Annotated in this window: 24 protein-coding genes; 15 read left to right on the forward strand and 9 right to left on the reverse strand. The window is 62.9% G+C overall.

Features of this window, described 5'->3' with window-relative positions:
- Nucleotides 1-8: 8 nt before the first annotated feature.
- The 10 genes from MRBLMC3_RS02965 (at nt 9) to mazG (ending at nt 9,900) form a co-directional block, all read left to right on the forward strand.
- Complete coding sequence (locus tag MRBLMC3_RS02965; protein WP_363825697.1) at nt 9-1,046, forward strand: lytic murein transglycosylase; 1,038 nt, start codon at nt 9-11, stop codon at nt 1,044-1,046.
- Between the two features lie 79 nt (nt 1,047-1,125).
- Nucleotides 1,126-2,289 (forward strand): D-alanyl-D-alanine carboxypeptidase family protein, encoded by a 1,164-nt coding sequence (locus MRBLMC3_RS02970; RefSeq protein WP_363825700.1) that lies wholly within the window; start codon nt 1,126-1,128, stop codon nt 2,287-2,289.
- The gene (gene tmk / locus MRBLMC3_RS02975; RefSeq protein ID WP_363734836.1) at nt 2,286-2,927 is read left to right on the forward strand and encodes a dTMP kinase; all 642 of its coding nucleotides are present in this window, start codon (nt 2,286-2,288) and stop codon (nt 2,925-2,927) included. The genes MRBLMC3_RS02970 and tmk overlap by 4 nt, the downstream gene beginning before the upstream one ends.
- Nucleotides 2,924-3,886 (forward strand): AAA family ATPase, encoded by a 963-nt coding sequence (locus MRBLMC3_RS02980; RefSeq protein WP_363825702.1) that lies wholly within the window; start codon nt 2,924-2,926, stop codon nt 3,884-3,886. Before tmk ends, MRBLMC3_RS02980 begins: the two co-directional genes overlap by 4 nt.
- Before the next feature lie 43 nt (nt 3,887-3,929).
- Nucleotides 3,930-5,492, forward strand: coding sequence for a methionine--tRNA ligase (gene metG / locus MRBLMC3_RS02985; protein ID WP_363825705.1), 1,563 nt, complete (start codon nt 3,930-3,932; stop codon nt 5,490-5,492).
- A gap of 4 nt (nt 5,493-5,496) precedes the next feature.
- On the forward strand, nt 5,497-6,270 hold the full coding sequence (locus tag MRBLMC3_RS02990) for a TatD family hydrolase (RefSeq protein ID WP_363754241.1): 774 nt from the start codon (nt 5,497-5,499) through the stop codon (nt 6,268-6,270).
- Nucleotides 6,267-7,046: an MBL fold metallo-hydrolase gene (locus tag MRBLMC3_RS02995; protein WP_363734831.1), complete on the forward strand. Its 780-nt coding sequence runs from the start codon at nt 6,267-6,269 to the stop codon at nt 7,044-7,046. Before MRBLMC3_RS02990 ends, MRBLMC3_RS02995 begins: the two co-directional genes overlap by 4 nt.
- 11 nt (nt 7,047-7,057) lie before the next feature.
- Complete coding sequence (locus tag MRBLMC3_RS03000) at nt 7,058-7,693, forward strand: retropepsin-like aspartic protease family protein (RefSeq protein WP_363825707.1); 636 nt, start codon at nt 7,058-7,060, stop codon at nt 7,691-7,693.
- On the forward strand, nt 7,690-8,985 hold the full coding sequence (locus MRBLMC3_RS03005; RefSeq protein WP_363825709.1) for an MFS transporter: 1,296 nt from the start codon (nt 7,690-7,692) through the stop codon (nt 8,983-8,985). The genes MRBLMC3_RS03000 and MRBLMC3_RS03005 overlap by 4 nt, the downstream gene beginning before the upstream one ends.
- 123 nt (nt 8,986-9,108) lie before the next feature.
- Nucleotides 9,109-9,900, forward strand: a complete 792-nt coding sequence (mazG, locus tag MRBLMC3_RS03010; protein WP_363825712.1) for a nucleoside triphosphate pyrophosphohydrolase — start codon at nt 9,109-9,111, stop codon at nt 9,898-9,900.
- Nucleotides 9,901-9,936: 36 nt separating this feature from the next.
- Here mazG and hflX read toward each other — a convergent pair whose 3' ends face one another.
- From hflX to dusB, 7 genes are all read right to left on the reverse strand, one after another.
- Nucleotides 9,937-11,268, reverse strand: coding sequence for a GTPase HflX (gene hflX, locus MRBLMC3_RS03015; RefSeq protein ID WP_363825714.1), 1,332 nt, complete (start codon nt 11,266-11,268; stop codon nt 9,937-9,939).
- A 65-nt stretch (nt 11,269-11,333) separates the two neighbouring features.
- Nucleotides 11,334-11,816 carry an RNA chaperone Hfq gene (gene hfq, locus MRBLMC3_RS03020; RefSeq protein WP_133652004.1) on the reverse strand — a complete coding sequence of 161 codons (483 nt, stop codon included), beginning with the start codon at nt 11,814-11,816 and terminating at the stop codon, nt 11,334-11,336.
- A 155-nt stretch (nt 11,817-11,971) separates the two neighbouring features.
- On the reverse strand, nt 11,972-13,345 hold the full coding sequence (locus tag MRBLMC3_RS03025) for a sigma-54-dependent transcriptional regulator (RefSeq protein WP_133652005.1): 1,374 nt from the start codon (nt 13,343-13,345) through the stop codon (nt 11,972-11,974).
- Nucleotides 13,335-15,599 carry a sensor histidine kinase gene (locus tag MRBLMC3_RS03030; protein ID WP_363825717.1) on the reverse strand — a complete coding sequence of 755 codons (2,265 nt, stop codon included), beginning with the start codon at nt 15,597-15,599 and terminating at the stop codon, nt 13,335-13,337. The genes MRBLMC3_RS03025 and MRBLMC3_RS03030 overlap by 11 nt, the downstream gene beginning before the upstream one ends.
- Before the next feature lie 117 nt (nt 15,600-15,716).
- Nucleotides 15,717-17,162 (reverse strand): nitrogen regulation protein NR(I), encoded by a 1,446-nt coding sequence (gene ntrC / locus MRBLMC3_RS03035; protein WP_363734823.1) that lies wholly within the window; start codon nt 17,160-17,162, stop codon nt 15,717-15,719.
- Nucleotides 17,163-17,175: 13 nt separating this feature from the next.
- Entirely contained in the window at nt 17,176-18,285 is a 1,110-nt protein-coding gene (locus MRBLMC3_RS03040; RefSeq protein ID WP_363734821.1) for a two-component system sensor histidine kinase NtrB, read from the reverse strand.
- Nucleotides 18,282-19,301, reverse strand: a complete 1,020-nt coding sequence (dusB, locus tag MRBLMC3_RS03045; protein ID WP_363825719.1) for a tRNA dihydrouridine synthase DusB — start codon at nt 19,299-19,301, stop codon at nt 18,282-18,284. Before dusB ends, MRBLMC3_RS03040 begins: the two co-directional genes overlap by 4 nt.
- Before the next feature lie 106 nt (nt 19,302-19,407).
- On the opposite strand from dusB, the gene MRBLMC3_RS03050 reads away from it, so the two are divergent.
- Both MRBLMC3_RS03050 and MRBLMC3_RS03055 read left to right on the forward strand, forming a co-directional pair.
- Nucleotides 19,408-20,574, forward strand: coding sequence for a bifunctional 2-C-methyl-D-erythritol 4-phosphate cytidylyltransferase/2-C-methyl-D-erythritol 2,4-cyclodiphosphate synthase (locus MRBLMC3_RS03050; protein WP_363825722.1), 1,167 nt, complete (start codon nt 19,408-19,410; stop codon nt 20,572-20,574).
- A gap of 4 nt (nt 20,575-20,578) precedes the next feature.
- The gene (locus MRBLMC3_RS03055; protein ID WP_363734817.1) at nt 20,579-21,097 is read left to right on the forward strand and encodes a CinA family protein; all 519 of its coding nucleotides are present in this window, start codon (nt 20,579-20,581) and stop codon (nt 21,095-21,097) included.
- Here MRBLMC3_RS03055 and MRBLMC3_RS03060 read toward each other — a convergent pair.
- Both MRBLMC3_RS03060 and lipA read right to left on the reverse strand, forming a co-directional pair.
- Nucleotides 21,043-21,519 carry a type II toxin-antitoxin system RatA family toxin gene (locus MRBLMC3_RS03060; protein WP_363734816.1) on the reverse strand — a complete coding sequence of 159 codons (477 nt, stop codon included), beginning with the start codon at nt 21,517-21,519 and terminating at the stop codon, nt 21,043-21,045. The two genes, MRBLMC3_RS03055 and MRBLMC3_RS03060, sit on opposite strands and share 55 nt — an antisense overlap.
- 4 nt (nt 21,520-21,523) lie before the next feature.
- On the reverse strand, nt 21,524-22,507 hold the full coding sequence (gene lipA / locus MRBLMC3_RS03065) for a lipoyl synthase (RefSeq protein ID WP_363754247.1): 984 nt from the start codon (nt 22,505-22,507) through the stop codon (nt 21,524-21,526).
- A 20-nt stretch (nt 22,508-22,527) separates the two neighbouring features.
- Here lipA and MRBLMC3_RS03070 point away from each other — a divergent pair, with 20 nt between their 5' ends.
- From MRBLMC3_RS03070 to MRBLMC3_RS03080, 3 genes are read left to right on the forward strand one after another with little or no spacing between them, the layout of a single operon-like run.
- The gene (locus MRBLMC3_RS03070) at nt 22,528-23,178 is read left to right on the forward strand and encodes a carbonic anhydrase (protein WP_363734815.1); all 651 of its coding nucleotides are present in this window, start codon (nt 22,528-22,530) and stop codon (nt 23,176-23,178) included.
- Entirely contained in the window at nt 23,178-23,909 is a 732-nt protein-coding gene (locus MRBLMC3_RS03075) for an NYN domain-containing protein (RefSeq protein ID WP_363734814.1), read from the forward strand. The genes MRBLMC3_RS03070 and MRBLMC3_RS03075 overlap by 1 nt, the downstream gene beginning before the upstream one ends.
- A complete protein-coding gene (locus MRBLMC3_RS03080; protein ID WP_363825725.1) occupies nt 23,909-24,190 on the forward strand; it encodes an acylphosphatase in 282 nt (93 codons plus the stop codon). The genes MRBLMC3_RS03075 and MRBLMC3_RS03080 overlap by 1 nt, the downstream gene beginning before the upstream one ends.
- Nucleotides 24,191-24,387 lie beyond the last annotated feature (197 nt).

The raw sequence follows: 24,387 nt of genomic DNA on the forward strand, positions 1-24,387 counted from the left end.
ATTCTTCAATGCGTTCGTCGATCCTGTCGCTGTTGCTGGGACTTGCTGCCGTCGTGGCGGGCGGTCTGACGGCGGACAGCGTCAGCGCGCAGGAGAATGTCGGCTTTCGCGCCTATCTTGAATCCCTGCGCCCCAAGACCCGAGCGATGGGCATCCGGGATTCGACTCTGGACAGTGTCTTTCCGGGGCTGACGCCCAATCCGCGCGTAGTCCAGCTCGACCAAAATCAACCCGGCGGCGGCACCTATGCCCCGATCCCGAATTTCGAGCCCTATCGCCGCCAGCATGTCGATGCGGCACGCATCAGCCGGGGCCGGACCGCATATCTGGCCAATCGCGCCCGCCTTGCCCGGATAGAAGCGGAAACCGGTGTGCCGGAAGAGATCATGGTCGCCATCTACGGCCACGAAACCAATTACGGCGCCTATACCGGCGATTTCGACCTGATCCGCTCGCTTGCGACCTTGTCCTATGAGGGGCGTCGCCGGACATTGTTTGAACCGGAACTGCTGGCGACGCTGAAGATGCTCGATGATGGCGTGCCGCGCAGCCGCCTGGTGGGCAGTTGGGCTGGCGCGACCGGCTATCCCCAATTCCTGCCGAGCGTCTATCTGCGGCTGGGCAAGGATGGCGATGGCGATGGCCGGGTCGATATCTGGAACAGCGAAGCCGACGCCCTGGCATCCATCGCCAATTATTTCGTTCAGGCCGGATGGCGACGCGGCGAGCCTTGGGGCATTGCCGTGTCCGTTCCGGTCGGATTGGACCGTTCCGGCCTCGCCGCGCGCACCACTGCGGTCCGTTGCCCCCGCGTCTTCAGCCGCCATAGCCGCTGGCTCAGCATGGCCGAATGGCGGCGCATGGGAATCGTGCCCAGCGGCGCCGGCTGGCCCGCCGACCGGGTGATGGCGACATTGCTGGAGCCCGATGGTCCGGGCAAGACCGCCTATCTTCTGACCAGCAACTACCGGGCGATCCTCGACTATAACTGTTCGAATTTCTATGCCTTGTCCGTTGGCCTGCTGGCCGATGCGGTGAAGCAATAGAGCGCCTTGATATTGGTTCTGCCATGGCTATTGAATGCGCTAGGCATTCGAAGAATCCACCAGTCCAAAGGCATCCCGCATGAAGAAGTCCATCGCCGCCCTCCTGTTCGTCGGGTTGCTGTCCACGCCGCTGACCGCCGCCGCGCCACCCTATAGCAGCGAGGCGCCGATCGCCTATATGAAGGATCTCTCGTCGGGCGCCGTGCTTTACGACAAGGGGGGCGAGACGCGGATGCCGCCCGCCTCCATGGCGAAGATGATGACGGCCCATGTCGCTTTTCGCCTGATCCAGAAGGGCGATCTGAAACTCGACCAGAAATTCACCGTCCGCCCGGAAACCTGGCAGCGATGGCATGGCCCGCAGGCGGGATCGACCATGTTCCTGTCGCCGGGCGAGCAGGTGTCGGTGGAAAATCTTCTCCACGGCATCGTCACGCTTTCGGGCAATGATGCCTGCGTCGTGCTGGCGGAGGGCATTGCCGGGACAGAGCAGGCCTTCGTCGCCCTGATGAACCAGGAAGCCAAGCGCCTCGGCCTCAAGAACAGCAATTTCGGCACGAGCAATGGCTGGCCGGACGAAGGTGTGACTTATGTGACCGCGGCCGACCTTGCGGCGCTGGCCGAAGCGACGATCGAGGAAACGCCCAACCTCTACAAGAAATTCTACGCCACGCGCAGCTTCACCTGGGGCAAGACGATGGGCGGCGCGGATATCGAGCAGGGCAATCGCAATCCCATATTGGGCAAGGTCGCCGGAGCCGATGGTCTCAAGACCGGACACACCGAAGAAGCCGGCTTCGGCTTCACCGGATCGGCGGAACAGGAGGGACGCCGCCTGGTCATGGTCGTGGCAGGGCTGGGCACCTACAACCAGCGGATCGAGGAGTCGGTGCGCTTCATGGACTGGGGCTTCCGCGCGTGGAAGGCGCAGCCGCTCTTCAAGAAGGGACAGACCGTCGAAACCGCCGAGGTGCAGCTCGGCAGCGCAACCAGCGTTCCATTGGTCGCGGCGCAGGATATGGCGGTGACATTGCCGCGCGCCGCTTCGTCCAACATCTCGGTCAAGGTCGCCTATACCGGCCCGATCAAGGCGCCCATCACCAAGGGGCAGAGGATTGCGCAGCTGATCGTCTCCACGCCTGACACGCCGCCCCAGATCCTGCCACTGGTCGCGGGTGAGGATGTCGCTGAAGCCGGCATTTTCGGTCGACTGTGGAACGGGCTGAAGTCCTTCTTCGGGTGACGGCCGCAGGGACGACGCGGGGCCGCTTCATCTCGCTGGAAGGCGGGGAAGGTGCAGGCAAGTCGACCCAGTTGCGGGCCCTTGCCGCCGCCCTGCGCGCGCGCGGCGTGGAAGTCGTGGAAACGCGCGAGCCGGGCGGCAGCGAAGGGGCGGAGGCCATTCGCGCCCTGTTGCTGACCGGGGGAGCCGACCGCTGGAGCCCCCGCGCCGAAGCGCTGTTGTTCGCTGCTGCCCGTGCCGATCATGTGGAAAAGACGATCCGTCCGGCGCTGGAGCGGGGCGCATGGGTGCTTTCCGACCGCTTTCTGGACAGCAGCCGCGCCTATCAGGGCGCAAGCGAGCTGACGGATGCGGATATATTGGCGCTTCACCGGATTGGCAGCAACGGTTTCCTGCCCGACCGGACCCTCTTCCTCACCTTGCCAGAGGAGGAAGCGAGCGCGCGTGCCCGTTCTCGCGATGGAGATGCGGCCGACAGGATCGGGGGACGCGACCGGGATTTTCATCTCGCCGTGGCAACAGCCTTTCATCGGTTCGCCCAACAGGAACCGGCGCGCTTCCTTGCCGTCGACGCTTCGGGAGACGCCGGGGCAGTGACGGCACGGCTGCTTCAGGCGTTGCAGGACCTGCTGCCATGACGTCACTCATCGGCCATGACGCGCAGGCCCGCACGCTGCTCGATGCCGCGCGGAGCGGTCGTCTGCACCACGGCTGGATCCTTGCTGGCCCGTGGGGCATTGGCAAGGCAAGCTTCGCCCGCGCCATGGCGCTGCGCCTGCTGGCGGAGGCGGCAGGGCCGCCCATCACGGCTGATGGGCTGGACGTGCCGCAGGATCATCCGACCCGCCGCCTGTTCGAGGCGGATGCCCATCCCGACTATGCCGAGCTGTTCTGCCTGGAAAAGGAAAGCGGCACCGCCCGCAACATCACGGTCGATCAGATCCGGAGCCTCCAGCGCCTGATCCAGTCGGCGCCCTCCATGTCGTCACGGCGGATCGTGGTCATCGACAGTGCCGACGATCTGGAGCGCGGCGCGGCAAATGCGCTGCTCAAGAATCTGGAAGAGCCGCCGGCCGATATGCTGTTCCTGCTGGTCAGTCATGCGCCCGGCCGGCTGCTTCCGACTATCCGCTCCCGCTGCCGTACCCTGCGCTTCGACATGTTGAACGAAGAGGCCATGCGCAGCATTTTGCGCGCGACGGACGACAGTCTTTCTCCGGATGAACTGACCGCGCTGATCCAGGCAGGTGAGGGGTCTCCCGGCAAAGCGTTACGCTATGCGGGCCTCAACATAGTGGACATCGAAAATTCGTTGGCCGCCATTGCCGCTGGCGGCGACCCTGGCAACCGCCAGCGACTAATGCTGGCCAGGATGCTGGCGTCAAAGAGCGCCCGGCCCCGTTATGAGGCGTTTCTTGAGCGGGCGCCGGCCTTCATCGCGGCGGCGGCGCGCCAACGCAAGGGGAGCGATCTCGGCAAGGCGCTGGACCATTGGGAAGCAGCACGCCAGCTTGCCGGGGGAGCCGTCATCCTGTCGCTTGAACCGGGGGCCGTGGTTTTCGAACTTGCCGGGCATGTCGCCGCCCTTGCCCGCTGAAAAGCGGCTTTGCGCCGGGACTAACACCCGCTAGGGAGGGCGCATGTCCAAGCCCTATACCATCACGACAGCCATCAGCTACCCCAATGGCCGCCCGCATATCGGCCATGCCTATGAAGTGATCGCAACGGATGCGATCGCCCGTTTCCAGCGTATGATGGGCCGCGACGTCTTCTTTCAGACCGGAACGGACGAACATGGCCTGAAAATGGCCCAGACCGCGCGCAACAGGGACATGGAGCCGCGCGCACTCGCTGACGAAATGTCAGGATATTTCAAGGCTATGAATGATGGTCTCAACATCAGCTATGATCGCTTCATTCGCACCAGCGAGCCGGATCATCACCGCGCAAGCCAGGCGATCTGGCAGGCGATGGAGGCCAATGGCGATCTCTATCTCGGCCGCTATGAAGGCTGGTATTCCGTCCGCGATGAAGCCTTTTACGACGAAAAGGAACTGGTCGAAGGAGAGGGCGGGCAGAAGCTCTCGCCCCAGGGCACGCCTGTCGAATGGACGGTGGAGGAAAGCTGGTTCTTCCGCCTGTCCGCCTATCAGCAGAAATTGCTGGAACTTTACACCAGCCAGCCGGATTTCATCCAGCCTGACAGCCGCCGCAATGAGATAATGCGCTTCGTGGAGGGTGGCCTGTCCGACCTCAGCGTGTCGCGCACCAGCTTCGACTGGGGCGTCAAGGTGCCCGGCAGCGACGGCCATGTCATGTATGTGTGGGTGGACGCGCTCACCAACTATCTCACGGGCTGCGGCTATCCCGATGATGCGGACCGCATGGCCCGCTACTGGTCGGAAGGTGGCGATATCACGCATGTCATCGGCAAGGATATCGTGCGTTTTCATACCGTTTACTGGCCAGCCTTCCTGATGAGTGCGCGGCTGCCCTTGCCCAGGCAGGTCTTCGGTCACGGCTTCCTCCTCAACCGGGGAGAGAAGATGTCGAAGTCGCTCGGCAATGTGGCCGATCCGATGGAATTGGCCGAACGCTTCGGCGTGGATCAGCTCCGCTATTTCCTGCTGTCGGAAGTCACCTTCGGCAATGACGGCAGCTACAGCGCGGAGGCGATCGTCGCCCGTTCGAACAGCGACCTCGCCAACAGCTTCGGCAATCTCGCCCAGCGAACGCTGAGCTTCATTGCCAAGAATCTGGAGGGTCGCCTGCCCGAACCCGCAGCGCAGGAGGTCGATCGCGATCTTCTTGCAACGGTCGGGGAAGCGGCCCGGACCTTCCAGGCCGCTATGGCGGACCTTGCGCCCTCGACAGCCATCGAAGCGTGGATGCGCGCGGTGTTTGCCTGCAACGCCTATATCGATGCCCAGGCGCCCTGGACGCTCCGCAAGACCGATCCTGCCAGGATGGAGGCGGTGCTCGCCACCCTTTACGAAGCGATCGCCGACCTTGCCATCATCGTCCAGCCGATCATTCCCGCAAGCGCCTCCGCCCTGCTCGAGCAGATGGGGACAGCCGAGAATGGCAGGAACTATTCTGCCATCGGCAGCGACTGGTATACGCAGCTTCGTGCGTCCGGCTTTGCCCTGAGCACGCCCAAGCCGCTCTTCCCGCGCCTCGAACTGCCCGCTGAAGAGGCGTGACGTCATGTTCATAGACAGCCATTGTCACTTGAATTACAAGGGGTTGATCGACGATCAGCATAATGTGCTCGAACGGGCGAGGGGCGCTGGAGTCGACCTGATGCTCAACATTGCCACGCGCGAAAGCGAATGGGACGATGTGCTGGCAACGGCCTTGCGCGAAACGGATGTGTGGGCGACCGTCGGCATTCACCCCCATGAAGCGGACGAGCATCCACATGTCGACACCGCGAAGCTGGTCGAACGGGCGGCCCATCCACGCATCGTCGGCATAGGCGAGACCGGCCTGGATTATTATTACGACCATAGCGATCGCGAGCGGCAGCAACGCAGCTTCCGGTCCCATATCGCCGCCTCTCGCGAAACCGGCCTGCCGCTGATCGTCCACACCCGCGATGCGGAGGAGGACACGCTGGCCATCATGCGCGATGAAATGGGGAAGGGGACCTATGGCGGGGTCATCCATTGTTTTACCGCCAGCGGCGCCTTTGCCGATGCAGCGATGGAACTGGGTTTCTACATCAGCATTTCGGGTATCGTGACCTTCAAGAACGCCAGGGATCTTCAGGAAACGGCTGCCCGTCTGCCGCTCGAAAGGCTGCTGATCGAAACCGACGCTCCTTTCCTCGCGCCCGTGCCCCATCGCGGCAAGCCGTGCGAACCCGCCTTCGTGGCCGACACTGCCCGTTTTCTGGCGAATTTACGGGGCGAAAGCGTCGAGCAACTGGCTGAGGCAACAGCAGCCAATTTCCGTACGCTTTTCAGCAAGGCAGCATGAGCCTCAAGCTCACCATCCTGGGAAGCGGCACCTCCTCGGGCGTGCCTCGCATCGGCAATGATTGGGGCGCCTGTGATCCGCAGGAGCCCAGGAACCGCCGCACCCGGGCATCGATCCTGATCGAAAGCCCCACGACCCGGTTGTTGATCGACACATCACCGGACATGCGTGCGCAGTTGCTCGCGGCCGACGTGATCCATATCGACGCGATCCTGTGGACGCATGACCATGCCGACCACAGCCACGGCCTGGACGATGTCCGTCAGCTTTACCACCATCGCGGCACGCCTGTCCCCGGCTATGCGCGCCCGCAGACGCTTCGCTTGCTCCGGGAGCGCTTCGGTTATGCCTTCGAAGGGCGTCATGGCTATCATCCGACGATCGAACCGCATCCGCTGCCGGATGGCCTGCGCATCGGGGACATCAGCATCGCCTGCACCGACCAGCCCCATGGCGAGATATTCTCCACCGGATTCCGTTTCACGTATGATGGCCATTCCATTGGCTATGCTACTGATTTTCATGATATAACGACTGATATGATGGCACTGTACGATGCGCTGGACATCTGGGTGGTCGACGCCTTGCGGGAACGGCCGCATCCAACCCACGCGCATCTGGCGCTTACCCTGGATGCCGTACAGGCCGTGCGACCGCGCCGCGCCATATTGATCCATATGGACCAGAGCATGGATTATGCGTCGCTTTGCCGAACACTCCCGGCGGGCGTCGAACCGGGTTATGACGGGCTGGTGGCCGAACTGGGCGCATCATAAGGGGCAGGGAAATGGGTGGCGATCAGGCAATGTCCAGTCTCTGGTACGTGCTGGCGTTGGTCCTGGTCGGATCGGCCTTGCTCGCGCGGCGGGCGCCGATGGGCGGCCTCTTGCGTATGGCCATGCTATGGATCGTCATCTTCGCGGCGCTGCTTGGACTGTTCAAGGCTGGCGAGAAATACGGCCTGTTTGCCAGCCGTATCAAGGGGGAAGGGGGCGGATCTCCCGCACTGGCGACCAATGATATGCCGACAGCCTTGCCCACCGCGCGCGTGGAGGGGCAGGCACTGCGAATACCCGTTGCGCCCGACGGCCATTATTGGGTCGAGGGAATGGTCAACGGGAACCCGACACGCTTTCTGATCGACAGCGGGGCCAGCGTGACCGCATTGTCAGTGGAGGCGGCGCGCGCCGCCGGCCTCAATTTCGACCTGAATGCGTCCGGCGTCAGCATGATGACCGCCAACGGCAAGATCGACGCCAAGCGCTCGACAATCGCCACGCTGGTCGTCGGCCCAATCCGCGCCAGCGATCTCGACATTGTCGTTTCCCCGGCTTTTGGCGATGTCAATGTGATCGGGATGAACATGCTGTCACGGCTGAAAAGCTGGTCCGTCCAGAATGGAGAGATGGTGCTGACACCATGACGTCATACATAGCCGCGCCCGATCAGCGACAGCGCCTGAAAGCCGTGATCGGCGGTTCCACGGGCAATCTGGTGGAATGGTATGACTGGTATGCCTATTCGGCCTTCACCCTCTATTTCGCCCAGCATTTCTTCCCCAGCGAAGACCGCACCGCTCAGTTGCTGAGCGCCGCCGGCATTTTCGCGGTCGGCTTCCTGATGCGCCCCATCGGCGCCTGGCTGATGGGCGTCTATGCCGATCGCCATGGTCGCAAGAGCGGCCTGACCTTGTCCGTGGCGCTGATGTGCGCCGGTTCGCTGCTGATCGCGGTCACGCCATCCTATGACAGTATCGGGGTTGGCGCGCCGCTACTGCTTGTGCTGGCGCGCCTGATGCAGGGATTGTCAATCGGCGGCGAATATGGCGCCAGCGCGACCTATTTGTCCGAAATGGCGGGGCGCAATCACCGCGGCTTTTTCTCCAGCTTTCAATATGTCACGCTGATAGCCGGCCAGCTTGTCGCCATCTGCGTCCTGTTGGCGCTTCAGGCCATGCTGACCGAGGCTGAACTGGATGCGTGGGGCTGGCGCATTCCTTTCCTGATTGGCGGGGCGCTGGCGATCATCGTCTTCTGGCTGCGGCGCGGCCTGGCCGAAACGCAGAGCTTCGCCAAAGCCCAGGCAGAGGGTGCGCCCAGATCGGGTTTCGTGGAACTGGTAACCCGGCATCCGAAAGAGACGCTGACAGTCATGTTGCTGACCGCGGGCGGCACGATCGCCTTCTACGCCTATTCCATCTACATGCAGAAATTCCTCGTCAACACCAGCGGCATCAGCCGTGAAGCAGCATCCCAGATCAATGGGATAACGCTCTTTGTTTTCATGCTGATCCAGCCTCTCGGCGGCGCTCTTTCCGACCGTATCGGGCGCAAGCCGCTCATGATCGGCTTTGGTCTGCTGGGCGTCACCTGCACTTATCCCATCTTCGCGACGCTGGCCGTGACCAAGGACCCATGGATGGCCGGGCTGCTGGTGATGGCCGGGCTGGTGATCGTAACCGGCTACACCTCGATCAACGCCGTCGTGAAGGCGGAACTGTTTCCAGCGCATATCCGGGCACTGGGCGTGGCGCTGCCTTATGCGCTGGCCAATACCATGTTCGGCGGCACGGCGGAATTAGTCGCGCTCTGGTTCAAGAAGCTCGGTGTGGAGCAGGCCTTCTATATCTATGTGACGGTGATGATCGGTATTTCGCTGATCGTTTACATACGCATGCGCGACACGCAGCGGCACAGCCTGATATTGGAAGACTGAGTGTCCAGCCCGTTAAATTTAACATAATCCTTATTATCGGACTTTGATAGCTACTCGACAAGCTGGCCTTCTGCGTCCCGACAATCTATCCCTGCCATAGATCTCCTCAATCCAGAGTACCGCATGTCATCCAACAGCAAGGCGAATCCCGCCGACATCATGCCGCTCGCCAATGTCATGGCGCGTTTGCGCGATCCGGAAACGGGTTGCCCCTGGGATATCGAACAGGATTTTGCCAGCATCGCGCCCTATACGATCGAGGAAGCTTACGAAGTCGCCGACGCCATAGAACGTGACGACATGGCGGCCCTGCGCGATGAACTTGGCGATCTGCTGCTGCAGGTGGCGTTCCACAGCCGCATGGCGGAACAGGCGGGTCATTTCACATTGCAGGAGGTCATCGACGGTATCACGGAAAAGATGATCCGCCGCCATCCCCATGTCTTCGGCGAAGGAACAGACAGGAAGGACGGCCACGCCCAATGGGAAGCCATCAAGGCGGCCGAGCGTGCCGAAAAGGAATCTGATCCGAGCGCGCTGGCGGGCGTCGCCACAGCCCTTCCAGCCCTGCTCCGCGCTGAAAAGCTCCAGAACCGCGCCGCCCGAACAGGGTTCGACTGGCCTGATCTTGGCGGTGTCATGGCCAAGATCGAGGAAGAACTGGACGAAGTGCGGGAGGCGACTTCCCAATCCGAACGAGAGGAGGAAGTGGGCGATCTTCTCTTTGCCGTGGTCAACCTCGCCCGCCATCTGAAAGTCGATCCGGAGGTTGCCCTGCGCGCGGCGAGCGGCAAGTTCGACAAGCGCTTCCGCATCATGGAAGCCTTGGCCGGCGACGATTTCGTCGCCCTTTCCCTCGATAAGAAGGAAGGCTTGTGGCTGCAGGCAAAGGAGCGGTTACGACAGGCGAAATAGAGTGGTTTCCCGGCGACAGGCCGGTAACCCGAAAGGCTATTTCCCAAGACGCTTGAGGAACCGCGCCAATGCGGAATCGGACAGGCGGACATCCACCAGCATGTCCGCGCCATCGGCCTTGCTTCCAATCACTTCGCCATGTTCGTGCAACCACGCCATGGCCGCGCCGTCAGAAAGGGGCACATGCAACTGGTGCACTCGCGCACCGGCGGTCAGCCGGCTGCTGATGGCCCGCTGAAGGTCGTCGACCCCCTCCCCGGTCAAAGCGGACAGGATCACCACATCGTCCCGCCGCGCAGCGGTCTCGCGCGCCAGTAGCGCAGCCTCTTCGTCCAGCAGGTCCAGCTTGTTCCACGCTTCGATAATGGGCGGCGGATCACCACTCTCGCTCGCGTCAAGCGCCCCTTCCCCCGCGACGCCAAGCTCGGCCAATACGTCCATCACGTCGTCGCGCTGCGCTTCGCTGTCGGGATGTGCAATATCGCGGACATGGATGATCAGATCGGCCGACAGCACCTCTTCCAGCGTGGCGCGAAATGCGGCGATCAACTGCGTCGGCAGGTCAGAAACGAACCCCACAGTGTCGGAAAGAATGGCCTTGTCCAGTCCCGGCAGGGCAATCTGACGCATGGTGGGGTCAAGCGTCGCGAACAGCAAATCCTCCGCCATGACGTCAGCCCCGGTCAGGCGGTTGAACAGCGTTGACTTGCCCGCATTGGTATAACCCACCAGCGCGATCACGGGCCAGGGCGCACGTTGCCGCCGTGCCCGATGCAGGCCGCGCGTCTTCGTCACCTGATCCAGTTCGCGCCTGATCTTCGCCATGCGATCGCGGATCATCCGACGGTCCGCTTCGATCTGCGTTTCACCGGGACCGCCAAGAAAGCCGAAACCGCCCCGCTGCCGCTCCAGGTGGGTCCAACTGCGCACCAGCCGTCCTGCCTGATAGTCCAGATGCGCCAGTTCGACCTGCAGACGCCCCTCATTGGTCGCCGCACGCTCACCGAAAATTTCCAGGATCAGGCCGGTCCGGTCGATGACCTTCGTCTCGGTCGCCTTTTCCAGATTGCTCTGCTGCACGGGGCTGAGCGCATTGTCGACAATGACCAGTTCGGCATCTTCCGCCCGCGCCAGCGTCGCGATCTGATCCACCTGTCCGCTACCAAACAGGGTCGCCGGCTTTCGATCGCGCACACGGAAGGCCTGCGCTGCGCACACGTCGATGCCGATAGCCAGGGCAAGCCCCCTCGCCTCGTCCAGCCGCGCATCGCTGTCACGCCGTTCCGGACCATGGACATCGGCGCGCACAACAATGGCGCGTGCACCACGCGATACTTCGTCAGCTGAATCTCGGTTGAAAACGGCCATGACGGCTTAACGCTTCCCGCCTCTGCCGGCTTCACGGGAAACCCGGCAGAGACAAGAAAAAGCGTTCAATCCTCGCCCTCACCCTCGCCGGTGAGGTCGAGCGCGTGCAGCGGCTGCACGGTGGAAATGGCATGCTTGTAAACGAGCTGGACCATGCCGTCCCGTTCCAGCAGCATGCAGAAAAGATCGAAGGCGGCGATTTCGCCCTGCAACATGACGCCGTTCACCAGGAACATGGTCACCGGGCTGCCCGACTTGCGCACCGCGCTCAGGAAGATTTCCTGGAGCAGCTTCGACTTGCCGTTGCCGTCACTCGCCTTGCGCAGATCGGTAAGGTCCATGGATTGGGCAGGCATGACGGTCGATATCGCATGCTTGTATACCAGTTGCGACTGCCCGTCGCGCCGCAGCAGGACGGAAAAATTGTCGAACCAGGTAATGATGCCCTGCAATTTAACGCCCTTGACCAGGAACATGGTCACCGGCGTCTTGCTCTTGCGCAGGCTGTTCAGGAAGATGTCTTGAAGGTTGTTCACTTTGTCGGCCATGGTCTTCACCAGTCCTTTATTGGCGGGACGTTACCCGCGCTCGCACCCTTAAGCAGGATGTCTTGCTCGCCTCCGCCTGTCGGAAGCGAGGCAAGTCTACCGCAATTGCGAAGAGCCGTCCATGCCCAGTTTGGCTCCAGTGGCTTCCCTTTGCCTCAACCGTCCTTCCCATCCGTAATACCCAGCAGCTTCAACTTCCGGTGAAGCGCCGAACGTTCCATGCCGATGAAGGTTGCGGTGCGGGAAATATTGCCCGAAAAGCGCCGGATCTGGATGCGCAGATATTCGCGCTCGAAACTTTCCCGCGCCTCCCGAAGGGGCGCGCCCATGATCGCGGACTGACCCATGCCTTCCGAACCACCATTGCTGGTGAGTTCGGGCGGCAGCATGTCCAGTTCGATCCTTCCGATCCGCTCGCCCGGAGCCAGGATCATGGTGCGTTCGATGACATTGCGAAGCTGGCGGACATTGCCCGGCCATTCATTGGCCTGGAGCGCGGCCATGGCGTCGCTGGCGATCTCCGGCGACGGAACCCGGCGTTCCGCCGCGAAACGCGCGAGATAATGTTCGACCAGCGGAGGAATATCGTCCCGCCGCTCGGCCAGAGGCGGAATGACCAGCGGCACGACGTTGAGCCGATAGAAGAGGTCCTCGCGGAAACGCCGCTCCTCGATCTCGCTCGCCAGGTTGAGCGCGGTCGAGGAAATGACGCGCACGTCCACCTTGACCTGCCGCTGGCCGCTGACGCGGGTGAAGCTCTGGTCGGTCAGCACGCGCAGGATCTTCGCCTGCGTCGTGAGCGGCATGTCCGCGATCTCGTCCAGGTAGAGCGTACCGCCATGCGCCTGCTCCAGATAGCCCGGACGCACCAGTCCGCTCGGATCTTCGACGCCGAACAGTTCTTCCTCGACGCGATCCGGGTCCATCCGCGCCGCGGCGACGATGATGAAGGGGGCATCGGCCCGTCCGCTCCAGCTGTGCAGCATGCGCGCGGCGACTTCCTTGCCCACCCCGGCGGGTCCGGAAATCAGCACCCTGCTGCCCGTACCCGCGACTTTCTTGATGGTGGCACGAACGGCATTGATCGCCGCCGATGTGCCGGTAAGCTCATCATCCTGCCCGAAACGCGCCCGCAGCACCTGGTTCTCGCGCCGCAGCCGTTCGGTTTCGGTTGCCCGCGATACGAGATGCAGAAGCCGGTCCGCCTCGAAAGGCTTTTCGATGAAATCCGCTGCCCCCTTGCGAATGGCGGCGACGGCGGTGTCGATATTGCCGTGGCCGGAGATCATCAGCACCGGAATGGTCGCATCCCGCCGCTTTATCTCGTCCAGCAGTTCCAGGCCATCAAGCCTGGAACCCTGCAACCAGACGTCCAGCAGCACCAGCGAAGGGCGCCGCGCATCCAGCGCCTCGATCGCGCTGTCGCTGTTCGCGGCCGTGCGCGTGGCGAAACCCTCATCCTCCAGGACACCCGCCACCAGATCGCGAATGTCCTCTTCATCGTCGACTATCAGAATATCAAGCGCCATTGGCCGTCACTTTTCCAGTCGTTTTGCCATGGGACAAGGCAATGACCTGCCCCTCTTCCAATTTTTCGAGCGCCGCCACCGGAAAGCGCAGGGCCACACGAGCGCCCCCACCGTCGGCATCGTCGAAGCGGATTTCACCCATATGTTCCTCGACAATCTTCTTCACGATCGCCAGGCCCAGGCCCGTGCCCTTGGTCCGGGTCGTCATATATGGCTCTAAAATGCGTTCGCGTTCCGGGGGCAGGCCAATGCCATTATCCTGCACCGCAATCAGCAGATTGCCGCCATCATGCTCCACACTCATGGAGACCTGGCCACGCCAGTCATCGCCGTCCGAGACGGTCTTGGGCTCGATCGCCTCAACGGCATTTTTGACGATATTGGTGAGCGCCTGCCCCAGTTGCCGGCGATCGCATACCAATTCCGCATCGCTGTCCGTCGAATGATATTGGAAGCGAATGTCGGGATGGGCGACTTCATGCAGGAACAGCGCATGGCGAGCGATATCGTCGATCCGCTCGCGCCGGAACACCGGCTTTGGCATGCGCGCGAAGGAGGAGAATTCATCCACGATACGACGCAGGTCACCGACCTGGCGCACGATCGTGCCGGTCAGGCGGGTGAAGGTGGCCCTGTCGCTCGTCACTTCCTCGGCATAGCGGCGCTGCAACCGTTCAGCGGCGAGCTGGATCGGGGTGAGCGGATTCTTGATCTCATGCGCGATGCGCCGCGCCACGTCGGACCAGGCGGCGCGGCGCTGATCGGAAAGCTGCTGGGTGATATCGTCGAATGTCAGAATGTGGCGCGATGCGTCCTCCGACACCTTGACCGCCAGCGTCCGTACATCGCCATGGGCGCGGATCTGAACGATGCCGGCACCATCCTCGGACGCGATGAGCGACGCCAGTTCGGGGGAAATTTCGGTCAACGGCCGCCCTACCGGATCGTCCCCCTCCCTCACCAGCAGGGCCGCCGCCGAGCTGTTGAGCAGCAGGATGATACCTTCGCGATCCACCGACAACACGCCGGCCGACACGCCCGACAGGATCGCCTCGATAAAGGCGCGCCGCTCGTCAAGCTGGCTGTTCGCCGCTACCAGCGCCCCGGTCTGCGCCTCCAGGCGCTGGGTCATGCGGTTGAAGGCCGCGGCCAGCGTGCCGATCTCGTCCCGGCTCTGGGGACTGGTCACGCGGGCCGACAGGTCGCCCGCCGTGATTCGCCGTGCCGCCATCACCAGTTCGTTCACCGGCCGCACCATCCAGTCTGCGACCTTGAGCGCGATATACACAGCCACGCCGACCAGCAGCAGCGACCCCACGAACAGCAATATGTTGAACCGCAACTGCAGCGCGCGGGACTGTGCGGCAAATATGTCGTAATCCGACAACACCTTCTGCGCCCGTTCCACATTGCTGAAGGCCGTCGATCCGGAATCGCGGGTGGCGTAGAGATAGATTTTCGCATTGGGGTAGAGCAGCGTCACCGCTTCGATCTGGTTGGGCTTCGCCGCAACCACCACATCCTCGCCGGAGGCCAGCCGCTTCACCACATCGGGGGTCAGCATTTCCGAAACCGGCCGGCTTTCCGGATCGACCGTAGCCGCCGTGCGCGCCACGCCGTCCTTCCCGATCTCGATGATCGCCGAGCGGTTCAGCTTCCGCGTGACCACCTGGTAGATATAGCCCTCTGCAAAGCGTGGACTGGAAACCTTCGACTGAGCCAGATAATCGCGCAGGTCGCTCGCCATGGTGACGGTTTCGTCGCGCACGTCGCGCAGGTTCTGCTCATAATAGCCCCGCGCCAGATCGCTGGCGTTCTGCAACATGCCCCGTGCACTGTCGGAAAACCAGAATTGCACGCCATATTGAAAGAGCAGGGAGGCGAAGATCACGACCAGCAGCATCGGCACGCTGGCGACGATGGAGAAGATCGCCACCAGCCGAACGTGCAACTGACCGTCGCTGCCGATCGCTGACTGAGCCGCGCGCCGCTTCGCCACCCGCCGCCCCAGCAGCACGAGCAGCGCAATGGCTGGCACCAGGTTCGCCACCAGCAGCAGCGCCACTATGGGCGGCGTCAGCAATGTGTAGGACTGCCCCTGCCCGCTCAGCAGGAAATAGGTGATCCCCGCCATGCCCAGAAACAGGACGAGCGTCACAGCCTCCACCACCGCGGCAAGCCGACGGCGCAGGAAAAGCGGAAAACGCCTTTTCCATGCCCGGCCCCGCGCCGGAAGAGTTACTGCGCCTTCCATAGTGGCTTGGTTACAACATTAATGTGCCCGATCAAACACAGTAATTGATGAACAAATGGCTTCCGGTCGAAAAGCGCTTTCGCTTCGTCGCCGGCGACCGGACCGTCGGCCGATGCCTTAATCGGCGATCCGAAGCTGCAAGGGATCGAGGCCGTAATCGGTCAGCTTCTTGCGCAGCGTGTTCCGGTTGATGCCGAGCAGCCCGGCGGCGCGGATCTGATTTCCATCGACGCTGGCCAGCGTTTCCTGGAACAGGATTGGCTCCACCACGGCCAGCAGGTCATCATGCAGGCTTCGGTTCGGCTGGGTAAGGCCGATGCCCAGTTGCCGCTTTGCCCATTCCCGCACCGCCTGGCCCAGCAGATCGCCGGGCGCGGCATAATCGGCCGGAACGGCATCCAGCGGCAGGCTGTTGCGCAGCAGGTCGGCCGTGATCACATTCTCGCGGCTCAACACCGCCAGCCGCTGCATGATATTCTGCAGCTCCCGCACATTTCCGGGCCAATGATAGGCCATCAGCAATTGCGCGGCATCGTCGGACAGCGCCTTGCGCGGCAGCCCCTCCTGCGCCGCGCGATCAAGGAAGTGGCGAGCAAGCAGGATCACATCTTCCCGCCGCTCGCGCAGTGCCGGCAACGCGATGGGAACCACGTTCAGCCGATAATAGAGATCCTGCCGGAAGCGATTCTCCTCGATCAGCCTGGGCAGGTCCTTGTTGGTGGCTGCGATGATGCGAACATTCACCTTCACCGGTTTGGAGCCGCCCACGGTCGTGACTTCGCCCGACTGCAAAACGCGTAGCAGCCGCGTCTGCGCCTCCATCGGCATGTCGCCGATCTCGTCCAGGAACAGCGTGCCGCCCTGCGCCTGCTCGAATTTGCCGGCGGTGCGGGCATGGGCTCCGGTGAAGGCGCCCTTTTCATAACCAAACAGTTCCGCCTCGATCAATTCGCGCGGAATGGCGGCCATGTTGATCGCCACAAAGGGTCGTGTCCGCCGCTGACCCAGGCTGTGGATCGCCTCGGCCACCAGTTCCTTGCCCGTGCCGGATTCCCCCAGCACCAATATGCTGAGGTCGTTCGACAGGACTCGGGCGATGGTCCGATAGACCTCCTGCATCGCCGGGGAGCGCCCCACCAGCGGCAGTCCGTCATGCGGCAACCCGCTATCGGTCGCTTCCTCGGCAGCTCCCTTGCCCGATCCGATCGCATCGGACACCGCGCGCGTGAGCTCGTTCAGATCGAAGGGCTTGGGCAGATATTCGAACGCGCCCTTTTCCGTGGCGCGGATCGCCGTGTTCAGCGTGTTCTGCGCCGACAGGATGATGATGCTCAGCGCGGGGCGCCGCTCCAATATGTCCGCAATGCCGTCCAGCCCGTCACCGTCCGGCAACATGACGTCCGTGATCAGGACATCAGGCGAAAAGCTTTCCAGCAGGACGCTGCGCTCCCGGATCGATGCCGCCGTCTTCACCCTGTATCCCTGCCGCCGCAGGGCCTCACCGACGACGAGGCAGATCGCCGGATCGTCATCCACCATCAAGATCGAGCCTGTCACCGCCATCACCCTGCCGTCTTCATCCAGTCCCCATCGGCAGCAGGATTCGGAAGGTCGATTCCCCTGCCTGATGATCGCGCGAATATTGCACGAACCCGCTCATGTCGCGCACCAGCTTGTCCACCAGCGCCAGCCCCAGTCCCGTCCCGTCCCGCCTGCCGGTGATGAAGGGATTGAACAGGTGGTCCAATATATGCTCCGGCACCCCGGGACCATTGTCGACGACCAGGATTTCGATGGGCAGCACCGCGCTGCCCTTCCCCTTGCCGACAACCACCGACACACCGTGGCGAAACGCCGTTTCCACGCGAATGCGCGGCTTCTTGCAATGCTCCAGCGCTTCCGCAGCATTTTTGAGCAGGTTGATCATCACCTGCACCAGCGCGTCCTCGTTGATATTGGCAAATGGCAGGGATGGATCATAACTCTTTATGATCTTTATATTTCTTGCAAATCCGGCGGCGGCGATATTCGCCGCCCGGTCGATCAGCGGGTAGATGTTGCCGCTGCGGCATTCCAGGGTCCGGTCGGTGGTGAAATCCTGCATCCGGTCGATCAACGCGGCGATCCGATCCACCTCATTGCAGATGAGTTGCGTCAAAGCGGCGTCGCGCCCGCCATTGCCCGATTCCAGCAATTGAGCCGCGCCCCTTATGCCCGACAGGGGATTCTTGATCTCATGGGCCAGGATCGCCGCTGCGCCGATGGCCGAGCGCGCGCCTCCCGCCGTGCCGCGATGGCCGATCTTGCGCGCCTGGCTCTGGGTGTGGACCGATACCACGCGCCAGCCTTCATGATCCACGATAGGCGCGATCATCAGGTCGACTTCCATCTCCGCCGTGCGTCCGGCATGCACGCGAATGTCATAGGCCGCGATCGGCTTGTTGCTATGCCAGATGTCGAAGCGCGCCCCCATCTCCGCCATGCGGATGGTCCGCGCTATATCGCTTCCGACTATGGCTGAACGCGCCATGTTGAGCAGCGTTTCGGCGCGGACATTGGCGTCGGCGATGCTGTTGTCCGGCCGCACCACCAAAGTTGCGACCGGCAGCGCAGTCATGAGTTCGGAAAGCGATGGCCCATCCCGCTGCGGTCGAAGCGATGGGATGGTGGTCATGTCCGCCGTCATGCCGCCTTGCGTGTCTCTACCAGACCCTCGTCGGCAATCAGCGGTTCGTAGAAGCGCGCAAGCATGTCCAGCACGACATCACCGTCCGGCTCCTGGTTCACGGCGTTGCGGAACTCGGCAGAGCCCGGCAGCCCCTTGGTGTACCAGCCGATATGCTTGCGGGCCATGTTTACGCCAGTGTGACTGTCATAATGCTCCAACATCGCGCGATAATGTTCCGTAATCACGCGATATTGCTCGTCCAGCAAGGGATCGGCCAGGCGCTCGCCCGTGCGGAACCAGTGCATCACCTGACCGATCAGCCAGGGCCGGCCATAGGCGCCCCGCCCGATCATCACGCCATCGGCGCTGCTCTGCTCCAGCGCTGTCTCGGCATCGTCGATGGAGCAGATGTCCCCATTGACGATGACGGGCAGCGACACCGCTTCCTTCACGCTGCGGACAAAGGCCCAGTCCGCCGACCCCTTGTACATCTGGCAGCGCGTACGGCCGTGGACCGTGATCAGCTTCGCACCCAGATCCTCTGCGATCCGGGCCAGTTCGGGCGCGTTGAGGCTGGCATGGTCCCAACCCATGCGCATCTTGACCGTGACGGGCACGTCGACAGCCTTGACGGTGGCGTCGATCAGCGACGCGGCGAGCGGTAGATCACGCATCAGGGCGCTGCCGGCATCGCCGTTCACCACCTTTTTCACCGGGCAGCCCATGTTGATATCGATGATCGCGGCGCCGCGATCGGCGTTGAGCTTCGCCGCTTCCGCCATTTCCGTGGGCGAGCAGCCGGCAAGCTGCATGGAAACGGGTTCCTCCAGCGGATGCCATGCCGCCTTCTGCAGCGACTGGCGGGTCTCGCGGATCATGGCCGCCGTGGCGATCATCTCCGTCACGTTCAGGCCGGAGCCATAGCGGCGCACCAGCGTGCGGAACGGCATGTCCGTCACGCCCGTCATGGGCGCCAGCACGACCGGCATGTCAATCGTCACCGGACCTATGGAAATCGGGGAAAGCCTCTGCATCGTTCCGTCACTGCCTAAAAAACAGGCAGCCCTTAGCGGAAATCCGCATCCTCGGCAAGCGAAGCGGGGCTGGCGGTCGCTCCGGCACTGCGGTACAGGCGCGGCCATGACAGACCGAACCGTCGCCCTGCTGGTTGCAGCAGGACAGGGCAGCCGCGCGGGCGGCGACATCCCCAAGCAATTCCGGCCGATCGGCGGCAAGCCGGTTCTCATCCATGCCGTCGACGCGCTGGCACGCCATCCGGCTATCGATTCCATCGTGCTGGTGGTGGGTGCGGGGCAGGAAGACGATGTGCGGGCCATGCTGGGAAATCGTGCCGTCGGGGCAATCGTTCAGGGCGCCGACAGCCGTCGTGGGTCGGTGCGCGCCGGCCTGGAGCATATCGCCTCCGCCGGCGGCGCGGCGCGCATATTCGTTCATGACGCGGCCCGCCCCTTTCTTCCTGCGCCGGTGATCGATCGGCTGCTTGCCGCTTTGGAAGGGGCAATCGGTGCGATCCCTGTTTTGCCGGTCGCAGACACATTGGTCAGGAGCGAGCAGGACAATGCCGCTGAGGTCGTCGACCGCAATGGCCTGTTCCGTGTCCAGACGCCCCAGGCCTTTCGCTTCGACGCCTTGCTGGCTGCGCACCGGCTATGGGACAGTACACAGGAAGCAACCGATGATGCCCAGATGGTGCGGCAATCGGGTCATGACGTCATGCTGGTCGCGGGCGATGAAAGGCTGGAAAAATTGACCTATGCTGAAGATTTTGCGCGCGCCGAAGCCCGACTGGGCGCTGCTCGAAGCGTGCGGACGGGCATGGGCTATGATGTCCACCGACTTGCGCCCGAAGAGGAGCTCTGGCTGTGCGGCATACGCATTCCGCACGATCGGGGCCTGGCCGGGCACAGCGACGCGGATGTGGCGATCCACGCCCTTGTCGATGCCCTGCTCGGCGCCCTGGCGGAGGGCGACATAGGCAGCCATTTTCCGCCTTCCGACCCTCAATGGCGCGGCGCGGCCTCGTCCCGCTTCCTGGAATATGCGGCGGGACGCGTCGCAAAACGGGACGGCTTTATCGAGCATGTCGACCTGACGCTGATCTGCGAGGCGCCGAAAATCGGGCCCCACCGTGACGCCATGCGCAACCGGATCGCCGAAATCCTGAGTATTTCCCTGGATCGGGTCAGCGTGAAGGCGACCACCACGGAACAGCTGGGCTTCGCTGGACGCCGGGAAGGTATCGCCGCACAGGCTGTTGCCACCCTCTCCCTCCCCGCGCTAATCTGACTCCATGCCCGATAACATCCTTCCCGCGCAGCTGGTCGACCTGGCCGAGCGCGTCATCAGCGCCAACCGGCGCGCCGGTCGTACCATTGCCGTGGCGGAAAGCTGCACGGGCGGACTGGTGTCCGCCGCGCTGACCGAGATAGCCGGCTCGTCAGAAGTCTTCGAAGCTGGATTTATCACTTATTCTAATGATATGAAAAGCGAACTGCTCAAGGTTTCTCAAGATGTCATTGAAACTTTCGGCGCCGTTTCCATCGCCACTGCCTGGGCGATGGCTCAGGGCGCGCTCAACAAGAGCCACGCCAATGTCGCCGTCGCGATCACGGGCATAGCCGGTCCCGGCGGCGGATCGGAACAGAAACCCGTCGGCACCGTCGTTTTCGCCCGCGCCGAACGCGGCGCCAGCCCCGACAAGATCGTCGCCGACATGCATTATTTCGGGGATACGGGCCGGGGCGGCGTCCGCCTTCAGGCGGCGCTCTGCGCGCTCGAACTATTGCTGCCCGACTCGCCGGCGCCGTAAAGCTCCGCCGCGCGGGTCTCGAACGCACCGATCATCTTGCGCAGCGCCTTGTCGAACATCTGCCCCGCCAGCATCTCGAACAGCCTGTTCTTGAATTCGAACTCGACCTCGAAATCCACCAGCACCCCGCCCTTGCCGTCATCGCGGAAGTTCCATTCATTGTGGAGATGCTTGAGCGGCCCGTCGAGATAATCGACCCGCACATGATCCGGCCGGTGCTTGTGCACGCGGGACGTGAAGCTCTCCTTGATCCCCTTGAAGCCGACGATCATGTCCGCGACCATTTCCGAATCGCTGTCGGACCGGACCCGGATCGCGCTTACCCAGGGCAGGAATTCGGGATAGGCCTCGACATTCGCCACAAGGTCGAACATCTGTTCAGGCGTATAGGGAAGCGGCCTCGTTTCGTTATGCTTGGGCATCGGCTTATCGGGCTGCCTTCGCCAGTTGGGCCTCTCTGGCCGCGCGCATCTCGGCAAAATCCTTGCCCGCATGATAGCTGGATCGCGTAAGCGGGCTGGATGCCACCTGCAGGAAGCCCTTGGCCCGCGCAATCGCCGCATAGGCGTTGAACGCCGCCGGGGTGACGAACTCCATCACCTTGGCATGTTTGGGCGTGGGCTGGAGATACTGGCCCATGGTGAGGAAATCGATATCGGCCGATCGCATGTCGTCCATCACCTGGTGGACTTCCAGCCGTTCCTCCCCCAGCCCCAGCATGATGCCGGATTTGGTGAAGATTGACGGATCGAGCTTCTTCACCGTCTCCAGCAACCGCAAGGACGCATAATAGCGCGCGCCGGGCCGGATGGTGGGGTACAAACGCGGCACCGTCTCCAGATTATGGTTATAGACGTCGGGCCGCGCAGCCACGATCATCTCGACCGCGCGTTCATGCTTGTTGCGGAAATCAGGGGTGAGGATTTCAATGGTCGTGTCCGGCGTCGTGCGGCGCAACGCCTCGATCACCTTCACGAACTGCGACGCGCCGCCATCGGGCAGGTCGTCGCGATCGACGGAGGTGATGACGATATGCTCCAGCCCCATTTCCGCGCAGGCGTCGGCCAGGTTCTGCGGCTCGTTGGGATCCACCTTGCGCGGCATGCCGGTCTTGACGTTGCAGAAGGCGCAGGCCCGCGTGCACACATCGCCCAGGATCATCACGGTCGCATGCTTCTTGGTCCAGCATTCCCCGATGTTCGGGCAGGCTGCTTCCTCGCACACCGTCGCAAGTCCCTTTTCCCGCATCAGCTTGCGCGTCTCGTTATAGCCGGGGCTGGTCGGCGCCTTGACGCGAATCCAGTCGGGCTTGCGGGTGCGTTCGGGCCGCGCGGCGGGCGCGGGGATCGGGACGATATCGGTCATGCGCCCCAGATAGCGATGCGAGAGCGCTCTTGCCAGCCCCATCATTGTTCGGCACAGACCGGCGCATGACCGATTTTGCTGACATGCTCGCCGGCTATCGCCGTTTCCGGAATACGGGCTGGACGATGCAGCGGGGACGATGGGACGAACTCAACGAAGGGCAAAGCCCGCGCGTCATGGTGATCGCCTGTTCCGACAGCCGAGTCGATCCCGCGCAGATATTCGACACCAGCCCTGGCGAGATTTTCGTGGTCCGCAACGTGGCTGCGCTGGTCCCGCCCTTCGAAACCAACCCCGGCCGCCACGGCGTGTCCGCGGCGCTGGAATTCGCCGTTCAGGTGCTGAAGGTCGGAGAGATCGTCGTCATGGGCCATGGCAAATGCGGCGGTTGCAAGGCGGCTCTCAGCCATTCGCTGAAAGATGCGCCCCCCGGCGAGGGCGGCTTCATCCACAATTGGATCGAACTGCTCGACGAAGCGCGGGAGAAGGTGGTGGAACGCTTCGGCGATGACCGCAGCCGCGACGCGGAACGGGCCATGGAACAGGAAGGCGTCAAGGTCAGCCTGGCCAACCTGCGCAGCTTTCCCTGCGTCCGCGCCAAGGAACGAACCGGCGAGATCAGGCTGGTCGGTGCCTTCTTCGCGATTGCCGACGGCCAGCTTCACCTGCTGGACGAAGCGAGCGGACAGTTCAGCCCGGCGGCGCTGGAAGGCTGATGGTCGCATCGATCCCCAGCGGCAATATCGCCCTGCTGATCGATGCAGACAATGTCTCTGCCGATCATTTCGATCCGGTGCTGACCGTTCTGGCGGAACTGGGCACGGTCAACATAAGGCGCGCCTACGGCAATTGGAGCAAGCCCGCGCTGAAGGGTTGGGCGCGGCAGGCCGTGACGCAGGCGATCGAAACGCAGCAGCAGTTCGACCTGACCAGGGGCAAGAATGCGACGGACATGAAGATGACGATCGACGCCATGGATCTCATGGCGTCGGGCCGCGTCACGGGCTTCGGCCTGATGTCGAGCGACAGCGATTTCACGCCGCTGGTCACGCGCATCCGGCAGGAAGGCCTGCCGGTCTACGGCTTCGGCACTGACAAGACGCCGCAGGCGTTCCGCAGCGCCTGCACCCGCTTCATCGATGTCGGCGCGCTTACCAGCACAAGAGAGACGCCCGTTGAGCTGGAATCGATGGAGGAACCCGCCTCCCCCGACGCCACCGAGGTCGCGCCCGATCTCGTCAAGCTGCTGATCGACGCCTATAACGCCGTCAAACGCGACGATCAGGGTTTTGCCCGCCTCAGCGAAGTCGGCCAGCTTGCGGGCAACCGCTCCAGCTTCGACACCCGCAACTATGGGTTCAAGCGGCTGTCCGACCTCGTCCGCTCGATCAAGAATTTCAAGGTCGAAAGCCGCGACGGCCAGACCTGGATCAAGCGGGTGCATTGATGGGAACTGTCGCCCGGCACCTGACGATCCATGGAAAGGTGCAGGGCGTATTCTACCGCGGTTGGGCGGTCGAGGCCGCCCGTCGGCTCGGCCTTGCGGGATGGGTCCGCAATCGTATCGACGGCAGCGTCGAGGCGTTGATCGAAGGGCAGGATGATGCGGTCGAGCGGTTCATTGCCCTGGCCGGCCAAGGTCCGCCGGCAGCCCGTGTCGCGCGGATAGATGCGGCCGAAGTGGCGGCGGAAGGACATCTGAAATTCGAGCAACATCCAACCGCTTGAGCGATCTGCATCAGGCGGAGTGCCGCTGATCCACAAACCGAAGGACGACAGCGGTACGACAGAAAGGCATTTTTCGTCCCCTTCGTCGCTGTACTGAGGCCGAGACCGCTCGCAAAAAAGGGGAGGTCAACGCCTCCCCTTCCCGTCCCCGCAAAGCGCTTTCGAACTGGCCGAAAACGGCCAAGTTGAAAAATGCT

It is taken from the genome of Sphingobium sp. LMC3-1-1.1 (assembly GCF_040676285.1).
GTDB lineage: Bacteria > Pseudomonadota > Alphaproteobacteria > Sphingomonadales > Sphingomonadaceae > Sphingobium.